Annotated in this window: 10 protein-coding genes and 1 other annotated feature; of the genes, 7 read left to right on the forward strand and 3 right to left on the reverse strand. The window is 57.9% G+C overall.

Annotation, left to right across the window (positions count from 1 at the left end):
* The first annotated feature begins 18 nt into the window (after window positions 1-18).
* From BCM02_RS00890 to BCM02_RS00915, 7 genes are all read left to right on the forward strand, one after another.
* Window positions 19-1,494 carry a protein adenylyltransferase SelO gene (locus tag BCM02_RS00890; protein WP_148927174.1) on the forward strand — a complete coding sequence of 492 codons (1,476 nt, stop codon included), beginning with the start codon at window positions 19-21 and terminating at the stop codon, window positions 1,492-1,494.
* Between the two features lie 369 nt (window positions 1,495-1,863).
* Window positions 1,864-4,443 carry a rhamnogalacturonan lyase gene (locus BCM02_RS00895; protein ID WP_148927175.1) on the forward strand — a complete coding sequence of 860 codons (2,580 nt, stop codon included), beginning with the start codon at window positions 1,864-1,866 and terminating at the stop codon, window positions 4,441-4,443.
* A 306-nt stretch (window positions 4,444-4,749) separates the two neighbouring features.
* Entirely contained in the window at window positions 4,750-5,331 is a 582-nt protein-coding gene (locus BCM02_RS00900) for an NAD(P)H-dependent oxidoreductase (protein ID WP_148927176.1), read from the forward strand.
* Window positions 5,332-5,447: 116 nt separating this feature from the next.
* Window positions 5,448-5,716 (forward strand) — a binding site (T-box leader).
* 204 nt (window positions 5,717-5,920) lie between these two features.
* The gene (gene asd / locus BCM02_RS00905; protein ID WP_148927177.1) at window positions 5,921-7,006 is read left to right on the forward strand and encodes an aspartate-semialdehyde dehydrogenase; all 1,086 of its coding nucleotides are present in this window, start codon (window positions 5,921-5,923) and stop codon (window positions 7,004-7,006) included.
* 282 nt (window positions 7,007-7,288) lie between these two features.
* Window positions 7,289-8,617 (forward strand): stalk domain-containing protein, encoded by a 1,329-nt coding sequence (locus BCM02_RS00910; protein ID WP_246183202.1) that lies wholly within the window; start codon window positions 7,289-7,291, stop codon window positions 8,615-8,617.
* A gap of 16 nt (window positions 8,618-8,633) precedes the next feature.
* Window positions 8,634-8,807, forward strand: a complete 174-nt coding sequence (locus BCM02_RS35095) for a hypothetical protein (protein ID WP_187433942.1) — start codon at window positions 8,634-8,636, stop codon at window positions 8,805-8,807.
* Between the two features lie 494 nt (window positions 8,808-9,301).
* Window positions 9,302-10,258, forward strand: a complete 957-nt coding sequence (locus BCM02_RS00915) for a family 43 glycosylhydrolase (protein WP_148927179.1) — start codon at window positions 9,302-9,304, stop codon at window positions 10,256-10,258.
* A gap of 83 nt (window positions 10,259-10,341) precedes the next feature.
* Here BCM02_RS00915 and BCM02_RS00920 read toward each other — a convergent pair whose 3' ends face one another.
* The 3 genes from BCM02_RS00920 to lacZ form a co-directional block, all read right to left on the reverse strand.
* The gene (locus tag BCM02_RS00920; protein WP_342791289.1) at window positions 10,342-11,088 is read right to left on the reverse strand and encodes a DUF4184 family protein; all 747 of its coding nucleotides are present in this window, start codon (window positions 11,086-11,088) and stop codon (window positions 10,342-10,344) included.
* Window positions 11,089-11,297: 209 nt separating this feature from the next.
* Window positions 11,298-11,711, reverse strand: a complete 414-nt coding sequence (locus tag BCM02_RS00925) for a fibronectin type III domain-containing protein (protein WP_246183132.1) — start codon at window positions 11,709-11,711, stop codon at window positions 11,298-11,300.
* A gap of 455 nt (window positions 11,712-12,166) precedes the next feature.
* Entirely contained in the window at window positions 12,167-15,304 is a 3,138-nt protein-coding gene (lacZ, locus tag BCM02_RS00930; protein WP_246183133.1) for a beta-galactosidase, LacZ type, read from the reverse strand.
* Between the last annotated feature and the right edge of the window lie 149 nt (window positions 15,305-15,453).

A 15,453-nucleotide genomic window follows, 5' to 3' on the forward strand; every position in this document is an offset into this window, starting at 1 on the left:
AGAACAAAGGAGCAACCTATGACGCCAACCAACGAAAACACCGCGGCCGGCTGGAACTTCGATAACACGTATGTCCGATTGCCGGACGCCTTCTATTCGAAGCAGGAGCTGAATCCGGTCGATGAGCCGGCGCTCGTCGTCATGAACGGCCCGCTTGCCGCATCGCTCGGTATGAACGAAGAAGCGCTTCGAAGCGAAGAAGCCATCGAGGTATTCGCGGGCAATCGTGCTCCCGAGGGCGCAGAGCCGCTTGCGCAAGCATACGCCGGCCATCAATTCGGTCATCTCAACATGCTCGGCGACGGTAGGGCGCTGCTGCTGGGCGAACAAATCACGCCTGGGGGCGAACGGTTCGACATCCAGCTGAAAGGCTCGGGACGCACGCCGTATTCGCGCGGAGGCGACGGCCGGGCGGCGCTCGGCCCGATGCTGCGGGAGTATATCATCAGCGAGGCGATGCACGGCCTGGGAATCCCGACGACCCGCAGTCTGGCCGTGGCCGCGACGGGAGAGTCGATTTACCGCGGCGAGGAGCTGCCAGGCGCGGTGCTTACCCGCGTCGCGTCCAGTCATATCCGCGTCGGCACTTTCGTCTATGCGGCGGGCGCGCTGTCCGGGGAGCATCTGGCCACGCTGGCCGAATATACGATCGAGCGGCATTATCCGGAAGCCGCCAATGCGGAGAACCGGTATCTCGCGCTGCTGGAAGGCGTCGCTGCCCGTCAAGCGTCGCTGATCGCGAAGTGGCAGCTGGTCGGCTTTATCCACGGCGTCATGAACACCGACAACATGGCGCTCAGCGGAGAGACGATCGATTATGGGCCGTGCGCTTTCATGGACGCCTACGACCCGGCGACGGTGTTCAGTTCGATCGATACCCATGGCCGCTACGCATATGGTCAGCAGCCCAAGATCGGCGTTTGGAATCTCTCCCGTTTTGCGGAGACGCTGCTTCCTCTTCTTCACGACGATGAGCAGGAAGCGGTCAATTTGGCTCAGCAGGCAATCGAGGGATATATGGATCAGTTTCATGCCCATTTGCTATCGGGAATGCGGGCGAAGCTCGGCATGTTCGGCGAAGAGGCGGAAGACGAAGAACTAATCGGGCGGCTTCAGACGCTCATGCAGACGCATCGGGCGGATTATACGAATACGTTCCGCTCGCTTACGGTCGGGGAGCTGGAAGACAACGCGTTGTTCGGCTCGGATGATTTCACGGAGTGGGAGCGGTCATGGCAAGCGCGGCTCGCCCGCCAGCCTCAGACGGAAGAAGCGCGGCGAGCGCTCATGCGCGCCAATAACCCGTCGATCATTCCGCGCAACCATCGCGTGGAAGAAGCACTGGAGGCGGCTTCGAAACATGGCGATCTGGAGCCGATGCATCGGTTGCTGACCGCGTTGGCTAATCCGTACGCCTATGCGCCGGAACAAGAGGAATATGCCGTCATGGCCGCATGCGGCGTAGGGCCGTACCGTACCTTTTGCGGGACGTAACCGATAACGAAATTCATTGACTTCGACAACGAGTCGTCCAGAATGATTCCCGTCGCGAGCGCGTTGTAATGATATGCGAATCAAAGAGGGGGCGTCGATCGCCCTCTTTTTGTCGTTGCCTCGACTTCTACCTTCCTCTATGAGTCTCTATAGGCGTAGCGGCGAAGTCCCTTGATTCGTCTACCACTGATTTTTAAACACAAAAACACGGATATTTCGCTATGTTGCGGTGGGGGCGATTCCTATAATAGGAACTGTCTTGCATATTGAGGACAAAAGGAGGACGGCACGCATTCCGTTTTGTAAGCGCATCCATCTAGAACTCGGACGATGAGTATGTACATACCCAGCAAATGTAGGAGGGACCTTATGGCAAAACGCAGCAAACGCATGCGCAAGACGTTCATCGCATCATTGGCGGCAGTGACGATGGTGGCCGGATCCGGCGGCGTGGCCGAGGCAGGTAAGCCGGGCCAAGGAGAAGGGGGACGGACGAAGGCGGTACAACTCGAGTATTTGGACCGCGGGCTCGTGGCCGCGACCACCTCGGAAGGCGTCTTCTTGAGCTGGAGGCTGCTGGTCGGAGAAGCAAGCGGCAGCACGTCCGCCGGTCTGACGGGCGCCGATTTCCGCGTCTATCGCAACGGCGTTAAGATCGCGGACGTCACGGACAGCACCAATTTCCTCGACCGCTCCGGATCGGCGGACGCGGTGTATACGGTCGCGACTTTGACCGGCGGCCGCGAGGTTGGCCTTAGCGATGCGATCAAGCCTTGGCAGAACGCATATTTCGACCTCAAATTGAACAAGCCCGCGGACGGCGTGACGCCGGCGGGCGAAGCATACACGTATTCGGCGAACGATATGAGCGTGGGCGATGTCGACGGCGACGGGGCGTACGAATATTTCGTGAAGTGGGATCCGTCGAACGCGAAGGACGTCTCGCAGATCGGGTACACGGGCAACGTGTACATCGACTGTTACCGGATGGATGGCACGCTGCTGTACCGGATCGATCACGGCGTCAACATTCGCGCGGGCGCGCACTATACGCAATTCATGGTGTACGACTTCGACGGGGACGGGAAGTCCGAGATGATGTTCAAGACGGCGCCGGGCACGAAGATCATCCGTTATGGCCGGAACGGCGGCGTGGAATCGGAGAAGTATATCACGATGCCCAAGGCGGATCAGGCGGCGGGTTATTCGAATACGGACGACTATCGGCTCAGCAAGCAGGGGTATTACGATCATGTTGTCCAAATGTTCTTGAAATGGCACAAGCACGAGGAAGTCGTGAACGGCCATTGGCCGGCGACGCTGGAGGAAGCCTTCGGCATCGAGAAACAATATGCGTATCCGTTGTCCAAGGAGGACGCCGTTAAACTAACCGATTATTTCATGGACGTCTATGCGCCGAAACGAAGCGCGCGCAATAATCTGAGAGCGTTCGAGGGCTTTATTTTGAACGGACCGGAATATTTGACCGTCTTCGGGGGCGCGGACGGCCGCGAGCTGCAGACGATTCCGTACAAGCCGGGCCGCGGCGACGACGGCTTGATGTGGGGCGACTACGCGATGGCCCGAATCGAGCCGGGCAACCGGGTGGATCGTTTCCTGGCGGGGGTCGCGTACTTGGACGGGGCCAAGCCGTACGCCGTATTCGCGCGCGGTTATTACACGCGTTCGACGCTGGTCTCGTACAGCTGGGACGGCCGCAGCTTGAAGGAACACTGGTACGTCGACAGCGGATGGACGCCGATGACGAATCCGTTCAATGACGGACCTCATGGGCGCGATGGTACCGATCCGGAGTACGGCACGCTGACAACGCAAGGCTTCCACTCCTTGAGCGCCGCCGACGTGGACGGCGACGGCAAGCAGGAAATCGTGTATGGCTCGGCTACCATCGACGATGACGGAACGCTGCTCTACAGCTCGATGGCCGAGATGCCTCCCGAGAGCGCGACGCCGGGCGCGACGGCCAGACTCGGACATGGCGACGCCATGCACGTGGCGGATCTAGATCCTCAGCGGGAGGGCATGGAGATTTTCACCGTCCACGAAGGCGGCGCCTACGCGCCTTATGGCTACGCGATGCGCGATGCGAAGAGCGGCAAAGTGTTATGGGGCGGCTATACGGGCAAGGACACGGGACGCGGCATGGTCGGCGACGTCGATCCGGCGCAGCCCGGCTACGAGTCGTGGGCAGGCATTCCGCTGTCGCCGGCCGGCGCGCTCTGGAACGCGGGCGGCAGTCAGATCGACTCCAAAGCGCCGGGCACGAATATGAGCATCAAGTGGGCGGCCGATATGACGACCCAACTCGTAGGCGGCGCGCTGGAAGCGACGCCGTCCATCGACGACTTGAAGCGCGGGACGCTGCTGACCGCGGAGGGAATGCGCGCGAACAACGGCACGAAGGGCAATCCGTCGCTCGTGGCGGACATCTGGGGCGATTGGCGGGAGGAGCTGCTCGTACGCGCGGCCGACAGCACGGCCATCCGGATTTACACGAACACGGATCTAACGAACCGCAAGCTGTACACGCTGATGCATGATCCGCAATACCGGGCGGAGATCGCGAGGCAGAATACGACGTACAATCAGCCATCCTATACAAGCTTCTATTTCGGCTCCGACATTAATTGGGCGAAGGTGCCGCTCCGCAAGCCGGACATGCCGGGAATGCTGAGCTTGCTGGACGAGCAGTTGGCCCAATACGCAGCATCGGGCGAGCTATCCGGGCCGCTCGCGAAGCAACTTGAAGCCTCCCTCAAACAGGCGAAGAAGCATCATGACAAGGGGCAGGACGAACAAGCGGCCAAGTCGATCGAGAAGTTCCTCTCCCAGTTGGAGAAGCGCGAAGGCAAGGATAAGACGTCTAACGCTGCCGCGCTGCGGCTGACGGAGCTGGCGAATCAGTTGCTGGGTGTTTGGCAGGCGTAGTCCGGATACCGACTTGCATGCAGGATGTGCAAATGCGATAGCGCCAAGAAGAGCACCGGTGACGGTGCTCTTCTTGGCATAGATTCCGGGATGAAGGCCCCTGAGCTTGCGAACGCCATTGCGGGTAATGTAGTTCGATAATTGCCGAGGGACTTGGTGCCGCGCCGCTTCGCCTTCGGTTTTCGCCGCAATACCGACTTCTGCATCAACTTTCATGCATCTGGATGCATAGTCATCGGCGTCGCGGCCACAAACTCAGTATGTTTACTTTTCCACTACCTAACAAGCAAAAGGAGGCGACCAGCCATGAACGCGTTGATCATATTTGCACATCCTCACGAGGATAGCTTCAATCGCGCCATACTGAACTCGGCCGCGGACGCGCTGAGAGCGGATGGGCACGACGTCACGATTCGCGACTTGTACAAGATGAATTTCAATCCGGTGCTCACCGGCGAGGACACGTCCGCCATGCGAGCGGGCCGCACGCCGGAGGATATCCGGACCGAGCAGGAATATTTGGCCAAAGCCGACGTGATTGCGTTCATCTATCCGATCTGGTGGACGGGACTGCCGGCAATACTGAAGGGCTATGTCGACCGGACCTTCTCGTACGGATTCGCCTATCAATACAACAGCGAAGGCGGCATCGACAAGCTGTTCGCGGGCAAACGAGGCGTCATCGTCAACACGTACGGCACGCCGGAGGAAGTCTACGAGTCGACCGGCATGACGGACTCCCTTAAGCAGACGTCCGGCAGCGGCATTTTCGGATTTTGCGGCGTCGAAGTGGCGGAACACCTGCTGTTCGGCGGCGTCTCGTCCGTATCGGACGACGTGCGCAAAGAGATGCTTGCCCGCGTGGATCGCGCATTCCATTCTTTGTAATCCTGCGCGTCTCGCCCGTTGCCAACACTAGGCAGCGTTGACAGCAAAATTTTCGCGAAACTTTCTAAAAGGTTATTTACCTCGCAGGGGGTAATCTGTTATTATTAGCGCAACATTCAAATGCGTTGACGAGACGAGTAGGTAAAGGATTGCTTTCACAGAGAGCTCCGATGGCTGGGAAGGAGCAAAGGAACCTTTATCGAAGAAAGACTCCGAGCAGCGCGCCGGAACCCGAATGATGCTGGGGGGTGGCGCGACAGGAGCTCCTGTTACAGAGCTAAAGTATAAGCGTCTGCTCCGTAGGCGTCGTACTTGAAGAGGCCAAGGGCGGCGACGTCTTGGCGAATCTGGGTGGTACCACGAGTATTCCAATCTCGTCCCTGAGACTTGCGTCTTGGGGGTGGGATTTTTTTTATGTCTGACGGAACGTAACGCTTATCGCCGCTAAAATAGACGATAGACGTTTCGCCTTGGTTGCCGTCGTCTTCGGTCCGCGCGCGAATCGTAACCGATTTCGCCGGTTTGAATAGGTTTTAATAGGTTGCCGCAATCATCTTCCCATTACATTACCCGAAAGGATGAAACGCATATGTCGCAAAAATTAAAAGCAGGTATCGTTGGAGGTACGGGCATGGTCGGCCAGCGCTTCGTGCAGCTGCTGGATGGTCATCCTTGGTTCGAGGTCGCATCGATCGCCGCGAGCGCGGGCTCCGCGGGCAAAACTTACGAGGAAGCCGTTAATGGTCGCTGGAAACTGGACACCCCGATCCCGGATGCGGTCAAACAAATCGTCGTGCAGGACGCTTCCAAAGTGGAAGAAGTCGCGGGCGGCGTCGATTTTATTTTCTGCGCGGTCGACATGAAGAAGGACGAAATCAAGGCGCTGGAAGAAGCGTACGCCAAGACGGGCACGCCGGTCATCTCCAACAACTCCGCTCATCGCTGGACGCCGGATATCCCGATGGTCATTCCGGAGATCAACCCGGGCCACGTCGCGGTCATCGAGTCGCAGCGCAAACGTCTGGGCACCAAGGCCGGCTTCATCGCCGTCAAGCCGAACTGCTCGATCCAAAGCTACGTGCCGGCGCTAAACGCGCTGCTCGATTTCAAGCCGACCCAAGTCGTCGCGTCGACATATCAGGCGATCTCGGGCGCAGGCAAGAACTTCACCGACTGGCCGGATATGCTCGATAACGTCATTCCGTACATCGGCGGCGAGGAAGAGAAGAGCGAACAAGAGCCGCTTCGCATCTGGGGCAGCGTCGAGGGCGGACAGATCGTCAAAGCCAGCTCGCCGCTCATCACGACCCAATGCATTCGCGTTCCGGTAACGGACGGCCACCTGGCAACCGTATTCGCCTCGTTCGAGAAGAAGCCGTCGAAGGACGAAATCCTCGCGCGCTGGCTGAACTTCAAAGGCCGTCCGCAGCAGCTCGAGCTGCCAAGCGCGCCGAAGCAGTTCATCACGTACTTCGAGGAAGAGAATCGTCCGCAGACGAAGCTCGACCGCGACATCGAGCGCGGCATGGGCGTGTCGGTCGGACGTCTTCGCGAAGATTCGCTGTACGACTTCAAGTTCGTCGGACTGTCTCACAACACGCTGCGCGGCGCGGCCGGCGGCGCGGTGCTGATCGCCGAGCTGCTGAAGGCGGAAGGCTACATTCAACCGAAATAAGCATGACCGTCGGCGATCGGGCCGACGAAACGCAGGCAGCAAGCAGGCCGGGGAGTCCCGGCGGCTTGCTGTTTTTGCGTTTCGGTTCATTATTGCTGCGTTTGCAGGACGTTTAACTGCTTGGTTTACGTTTGGCAGGGCGCGTTCTCGGTTGTTTCGGTCACGGCATAGTCTAAATGTGCCATAACTTTGGAACCTGTTAAAAGTTGGCTGATTCTGGTAATCTGTCGATGGTCTCTATCGAAGGGCAGGGAAGCACGGAGGAGGGAATCCAAGTTGAAGGTGTTGAAGGCAGGATGGCAGCGGTCGGCGGTATTCGCGTTGATCGCGGCCATGATGATGGCGATGTGGCCCGCGGCTGCGCGAGGCCAAGGCGAGAGCCCGATCCGGGTATTCGTCGACACGAGCGAGCTCGTGTTCAAGCAGGAGGTCGTCGTGCGCGGCGGCACGATGTTCGTGCCGTTCCGGGCGATGTTCGAGGCGATGGGGATGACGGTGTCTTGGGAAGAAGAAACGAAGACCGTATCGGGCAGCAAGGACGGTCTGCAGATCGCGCTCTCTACCGACAATCCCACCGCGACGGTGAACGGCGAACAGGTCGCGTTGAACGCGGGGGCGTTCAGCGTGAACGGCACGGTGCTGATCCCGCTGCGGTTCGTGGGCGAAGCGACCGGCGCGATCGTGCACTGGGACGCGAAGAACCGGGAGATCACGATCGTAACCGAAGCGCTGTGGACGGCGCTCGGCATGACGAAGGAGCAGCTGCAGGAACAGCTCGCGGCGCTGGCAGACAACCCGCCGGCTTCGGGCGGGGATGAAGCAGCCGGGAACGGCCAAGGCACCGGGGGCGAACAGAGCGGCGGTTCCTCGTCCGCGGGACAGCAGCCGGTCAAGCAGGCGGATCCCGCCCAGGTCGAGAACAAGTACAAGGGCAGCGGCACGTACAAGCCAGGCCCGGAGAAGGTGGATCTTGCCAAGCTCCAAGGCATGTATTACGGATTCCGCGACGACTTCGGCGGCTACGAATGCGGCGGCGCCTGCTGGGATACCTACACGTTCATGCCAGGTAAGCAAGTGCTCGTCGGATCGCCGCCGCACGGCGGACCGGAGACGATCGATTGCAAGCGCGACGGATGTTCGACCTACAAGATCGCGAACGGGAAGATGACGCTTGCAGACGGGACCTCGTATTCGATCAAGAAGTCGAAGGAAGGCCATCTGACCATCAACGACGTCGTGCTCTTCCCGGTCGACCCGGTAACGGCAGGTCTCAAACTAAACAGCACGTTCAAGCATATCAGCTACTATGGACTCATCGGCATAAACGCGGCCTCCAGTTCAAGCACATCGTATATTACGTTCAACAAAGACGGCACGTTCGAAAGCACCGATATTTCGCTCGGTTCCCTGGACTTGATCGTGAGCTCGACGAATTCCGCGGGTACCTCCGAAACGGGCGGCACGTATCGAATCAAGGGCAATACGCTCGATCTCTACTTCGGAGACGGCAGCGTTCGGCGCACGCTATTCTTCCTGCACGATCTGGATGAGAAGGGCGCGATAGACAGCATTCAAATCGGCGACGATAATTACTATATTCCGGAAGATTGAAGGGAGGCCGAAGGCGATGCGTCGCCAATTCGAGAAGTGGTTCCGTCTGACCTCGCCTCTATCGGCCATGCTTGTTTTGCTGGGCATGTTGAAGCTGACCACCTATGTCATAAGCGGGGCGGAACGGCTAGTAGACACCTCATACGGTCACGGATATGAACTGGGAACGTTCGTCGAACAACTGCTTTAAGCATGGCAGGGAATGCCTTTGGGAGCAGCCCGAACTCGTTGCATGGTTTGCACACCAAAATCGGCGTCACGGGTCTTTATACCTGTGGCGCTTTTTTTTGCTCGCTATCACGTCAATTCGACTAGGAATGACAAGCTTAATAGAAGGATGCCTATCGTGCCGCTTTCCATGTAAAGCGGTGCTTTTTGTTCATTTTTTAAATGAATCAATAAAAAAGATTGACTAATACGAAGAATTGAGCTAATTTATGAATACAAAATAAATATTATTGTTATAACGTTAATGAAATTATTAATCTTAGATTTCGCGGTTTCATCTCCTTCTAATTCGGCAGCCCGAACCTTATCGTTTCAAGGTCGCATTCGAGTAGAAGGGTGAAATAATCTTTTTATAACGCGAATTGTAAACGCTAACAATGCGAATCGCGTGTCAAGGGAGGTGAGAGCTGTCTACTAGAAACGCGTCTTCATTCCAACAAATAGGAGCGTGTTAACATGATTAAGAGAAGTAAGAAGAATGTAACACTGGTGTTATTGTCTGCTTTGTTATTGCTTATGGCGGCCTTTCCTGTAAACGCTTCCACTCGAGCGCTGTCGGGCGATATCGGCGTTCATGACCCGGCGTACATCGTGGAGAACGGCACGACATGGGTATTCAGCACGGGCCAAGGCATCCAAGTGCTGTATTCGTCGAACGGGACGTCGTTCACCCGCGGCATCCAAGTATTCGCGACCGAGCCTGCTTGGTGGAGCCAGTACGTGCCGAATCATACGAAGCTGGACGTGTGGGCACCGGATATTTATTACTATAACGGGAAGTACCATCTGTACTATTCCATCTCCTCGTTCGGCTCCAATACGTCCGCGATCAGTCTGATTACGTGCACCTCGATCGCGAAAGGGGACTGGGTGGATCAAGGCGTGGTCGTGAGTTCGAACTCGTCCTCCACGTACAACGCGATCGATCCGAACGTGTTTGCCGATAAGAACGGCAATCTGTTCATGGCCTTCGGCTCCTGGTTCGCCGGCATCTATATTACGGCGATCGACAAGAATACGATGAAGCCGACCGGCAATTCCTACCGCGTCGCAACCAAATCCGGCGGTATTGAAGGCGCAAGCGTCATCTACAACGGCAGCACCGGCTATTACTATCTGTTCGTATCCATCGGCAACTGCTGCCAAGGCACGAACAGCACGTATAAGGTTGCCGTCGGCCGTTCGACCAGCGTGTTCGGACCTTATTACGCGAAAGACGGAACGTCGATGTTGAACGGCGGCGCGACGGTGATCGATAGCGGCAACGCGGCTTGGATCGGACCAGGCGGCCAGGATGTGCCGAGCACGAACCTGATCGTCCGCCATGCTTACAGCGCGGCCGACAACGGCAATCCGAAGCTGCTCATCAGCGACTTGTACTGGGATTCCAGCGGCTGGCCGTATTACAATTAACGGCTCGTCGAACCAATGAACGAGGCCCTCTCCTAAGCGATTGCTTGGGCGAGGGCCTTGCGTAATTTCCGATCGTGCTGCCATCACCGCCGGCGTCCGAAAATGACGGAGCTGACGACAAGTCCGAGACAGGAGCCGGACAGCGGCGCGACGACAAGAATACCGAGCGTGTTCCCGCTCTCCGACACGACCAGCTTGATGATTGCGACGAGCGCGGCGACGAGGACGGCCACGATCCAAAAGCATGCTTTGCGTCGCGCGGAGACGAACGGCATGCTTACGTGATCCGTCTTCGCCCGTAGAAGAGCCGATATCGTAAGGAAGGCGACGAAGATAAGCCCAATTAAGGATAAGCCGTGCTGAAGACATTTGAACACCGGCAGCCCGAATAGCGCAGGTTCTCGCAGCAGCGGCCAATGAAGCACGACATAGCCGGATTGATGCGTGAACGCGTCGAGAACGACATGGGTAATAAAGCCGATGGCGACGGAGTAGAGGAATACGATCCACGCTCGCAAGGTGTTCAGCTTCCATGTCCCAAGCAGCCGATAGGCTCGCCGGTCGAGCGCTAATGCCGAGGGCAAATGAAGGGCGAGCTGCGTTTTCACAATCAGATGAAACAAGAAAGCGAACAGAACGCTAAGCGGCAGCGCGTGCAGCAGCAGTCCCCAGGCGGAATGGCCGATCGTGGCGTGCGGTTCCAGGTTCACGAAATACTCGAAATCCGGGGCCATGCTTCCTAATACAAGTCCGGTTGCGCTAAGTAAGCGAGGAGCTGCCTTCTTGATCGGGAGAGCAAAGGCAGGGTGGGCAAACGTAAACGGCATCATCGAAGTTCCTTTCGCGTTCGAGTCGGAGCCAGGTCGCAGATGTTAATTCGAGTGTACCTGAAGTCCGCGTCGACGTGAAGGAGATGTTCCGGCGCATGGATGTCGAAGCCTACGGGATCGCGATCCTCACCGTACCAGGGGGCGTCTGGCAAACGAGAAACGAGAACCGCGTTCAGGCCGCGGTTCTCTAGTTCTAGCGAGGAAATAGGTTACGAATTAGGCAACGTAATGCCGATCGGGTTGCTCCAACCGGAGCGGTTGCCGTCGGCGTCCACTGCTTTGACCGAATAGGAGTAGGGCGTCCCGGGATTCAGGCCGGTATCGGTAAACGTAAGCGTTGAACCGGATACGACGCCTGCGAGCACGCCATAATTGGTCCGATATATCTCGTAAGCGACTACGCCGACGTTGTCGGACGCCGCTTCCCATTTCATGGACAGACTCGTCGAGTTGCCGGACGTGAATTTCAAGTTCGTGGGCGCGGTTGGCGCCTGCGTGTCGACGAGCGCGGCCGTTGAAGAAGCCGATACGAGCGACGGAATAAGACTGGCGAGCATGACGCCTGCGGCGAGGGCGACGGTTCTGGTCTTGAGCGATTGACGGATGTTGGCGAGACGGTTCACTAAGAATTCCTCCTTCATAATAACGAGATGGTTGGTGCCAGGTGCGTGATTAATCGTGATGTTCGGGTTAAAGTTGATCGCAACACCTCCTTGCATAACCACAAAATGGGATTAAATCTAAAAACAAATAGAAATAGGTTTCTGTATACAGGCTCATTAAATCACACCTTGCGCATGAAAAGAAGGGAAAGGAGAGCTAATTAACCGGGAAACGGAAATAGGCGTGGATAGAACACGACGAGTTCAAACGGCAAACATTCGACGCGTTCGGCGGGGTGTCATCGCCACAAAGCGACTCGATTCGCCGGCATCGGCAAGAATGGCTTGGATTTCGACGTCACTCGATCCTGACTAGCGCGATCTGCTCGTCCCAAGTTCGGAGCGTTATAGCCCAGGTCGTCAGCGGGATAAACGAAGAGACCTCCGCGGCGCCAGCCGCGGAGGTCTCTTGCTGTTTAGATGAGCTTCATGCGGAACGAGTATGCGTACGTACGGTTCGCTTCCAGCCAATAAGCCTGGTGCGGTTTCGTACCCCAGCTGTCATCGCCGCCGACGCCCATTTGCTTATGATTGATGCGCAGTACCGTTTTCGAGACCGGAGGGAGCAGGTGCACGTGATCGTGCGTCTCCAGTTCGGACGGGGAATACGGAAGCGCATTGAATTCAATCGGCAAGCCGGCCTCGACGCGCAGCCCTTCGCCTTCGGTATTCGTAATCTCCGCCCAGCGCACTTGCGTATGGTTCCCGCACTCCTGCGGTCGCAGATAGGGCACGAATTGGTCAGCGACAAGGGCTTCGTGAATCGCTAGCTTCGCGCTGCTCTCGCGGTCCCAGTAGGATTCATGCGGACCTTTGCCATACCAGGTTAACCGGTCGAGCGAAGGATTCAGCTGTACCATGAGGCCAATCTCCGGAATCTCGGGCAGATTGGCGCCCGGAGCGAGTTCCATCGACACGTCGATCTCGCCGCTCGCCTTTACCGCGTATTGAATGGCGCAAGCGGAGACGTTCGTCGTCGGAAGTTCGAAATTCGCGCGAATCAGCACGCGGTCTTGCAGCGCTTCCCATGTCAAAGCGAGCAGCCGCCGATCACGGCCCGCATCGCGCCAAGTGGCGCATCGTTCGTGATGCTTGTTGCCGCGGTCGTTGTCCGTGTAAGCCCGCCAAAAGTTCGGGACGAGCGGCGCGAGCAGACGCTCGCGTGCGCCGGAAGACCAGGAAACGAGCGCGCCGTTCGATTTGTCGAATACCGCGCGGAAGCCGTTCCCCTCGACGGCAAGCTCGGAAGCCGAGTCCGTCAGCGTCACGGATCCGTCCGCTGCCAATGCGCCGACGCGGGCGCTGAGTGCCGCGGCCGGAAGCACGAACTGTTCGAAAGCGACTTCGTGACCGGCGTCCGCCCATGCGGCGGCTTCCTTCAAGTGGAGGCTGATCGTGACTACCGCTTCCGCGAACGGATCTTGGCGTTTCGGCAGCTCGATCTCGAATTCCGTCCTGCCGTCCGGTTCGACCGCGAGCGCAATCGTCCCTTCTCCGGCGGCATGACCGTTCTCCGTGATCTGCCAACGAACCGCGTAGGCGTTAAGATCGGTGAAGAGCGATTTGTTCCAGATCGAGAACCGTCCGTTCGCCGAATCGACCGCTTCGATGTCGACGTTCTGGTAGCATTTGCGAACCTCGAGCAGCTTCGGCGTGACGGCGCGGTCGGCGAACAGCAGGCCGTTGCCGCAGAAGTTGCCGTCATGCGGGCTTTCGCCGAAATCGCCGCCGTAGGCCATGTACGGCTTGCCGTCTTCACCGTACTGACGGATCGCCTGATCGACCCAGTCCCAGATGAAGCCGCCCTGCAGAATCGGGTATTGGTCGAACAGCTTCGTGTAATGATGTAATCCGCCGACGGAATTGCCCATGGCGTGGGCGTATTCGCACAAGATGAACGGCTTGCTCGGATTGTCTTGGGCGTACTGCTCGACTTTGTCCGGACGGGTGTACATGTGGCTCTCGATGTCGGAGGCATCCTCCGACGCGCGCCAATGGAATACCCCTTCGTAATGCACGATCCGGCTCGGATCGGCTTCCCGCAGGAAATCGTGCATGCGGATGAAATTGTCGCCGCCGAACGATTCGTTGCCCAGCGACCAGATGAGCACGGAAGGGTGGTTCTTGTCGCGTTGGAACATCGAGTTGGCGCGGTCGATCACGTTGGCCGTCCACTCCGGCCGGCTGCCCGGCACGGTAAAGTCGCCAAGCTCGCTTTGGTTGTAGGACCAGCTTCCGTGCGTCTCCAAGTTCGTCTCGTCGATCACGTATAGGCCGTATTCGTCGCACAGCTCGTACCATGCCGAGTCGTTCGGGTAGTGGGAGGTGCGCACGGCGTTGATGTTATGCGACTTCATCAGCTTGACGTCGGTCAGCATGCCTTCGCGGCTTGGGACACGGCCGTGATCGCAGGAGAATTCATGGCGGTTCACGCCCTTGAACACGATGCGCTTGCCATTGATTCGCATCAGCCCGTCTTGAATCTCGAACTTGCGGAAGCCGATGCGGCAGCTGACCGTCTCGGTAATGGCGCCCGCCTCGTCGCGGAGCGAAAGGACGAGCGTGTACAAGTTCGGCTGCTCGGCGCTCCACTTCGCAGGATTAGCGACGGGAATGCTGCCTTGCACGGTGACCGAATCGCCGGGTACGACATTCGCCTGCAGCACGTGAGGCTGATCGAGCGCCGGCGCGCCGGATGCGTCGAACAACATCGTTTCCAGCGAGTAGGCGAGGGCGTGTCCGGCTTCGTAATCGTTGGCGATATCAGCTCGAATCGTCAGCTGCGCGTCGCGATAGCGCTCATCCAAATCGGGGACGGCGAAGAAATCGTAAATATGAACCGGCTTGCGGGTATACAGGTAGACGTCCCTGAAGATGCCGCTCATCCGCCAGAAGTCTTGATCCTCCAGCCAGCTGGCGTCGCACCAGCGGTACACCTCGACGGCGAGCTTGTTCTCGCCCTCGCGCAGATATGGCGTCAGATCGAATTCGGCCGGCGTGAACGTATCTTCGCTGTAGCCGACGAGATCGCCGTTCACCCATACATAGAACGCCGACTCCACGCCTTGAAAGCTAATGTAGACGGACTGTCCGTCCCAAGATGCCGGAACGGTAAACTGACGGACATAGGAGCCGACCGGATTGTAGGTCGTCGGGGCGAACGGCGGCTTTAGCTCCTCCGTGCCTTCCCATGGATATCGAATGTTCGTATATTGCGGATAATCGTAGCCTTGCAACTGCCAATGGCCGGGCACTTGAATGTCCGCCCATACGCCGCAGTCGAACGCGTCCTGCTCGAAGCCCGCGATCCGGGCATCGGGATTGGCGGCCCAATTGAATTTCCAGGTGCCGTTCAAGGACAAATAGCTGGCGGATGCGTCGCGGTCGCCTCGGATCGCTTCTTCGACGGACGCATACGGCATGAACGCCGCATGGGCGGGCATCCGGTTAAGCGCGAAAATATCCGGATTGTTGTTCCACTCCGGGTACCCGTTGGCCGGGACGGTGTAGGCGAATTTGGTTGTCGTCTTACGTTCGAGGTTATCGAGTTTCAAGGCAAATCCCCCTCAAGCTAGAAAGTAAACGCTTTATTCCAGCGTAATGGATGAGGACGGGGTCCGTAAATATAAGATAAACAGCGGGAGATAGAAGAAAATAGTCCTATAGCCGACAAGAACGGGGGTTCTTGGGCGATGCGCGAATT

This window comes from Paenibacillus methanolicus (genome assembly GCF_008124765.1).
In the GTDB taxonomy this organism is placed as follows: Bacteria; Bacillota; Bacilli; order Paenibacillales; family Paenibacillaceae; genus Paenibacillus_Z; species Paenibacillus_Z methanolicus.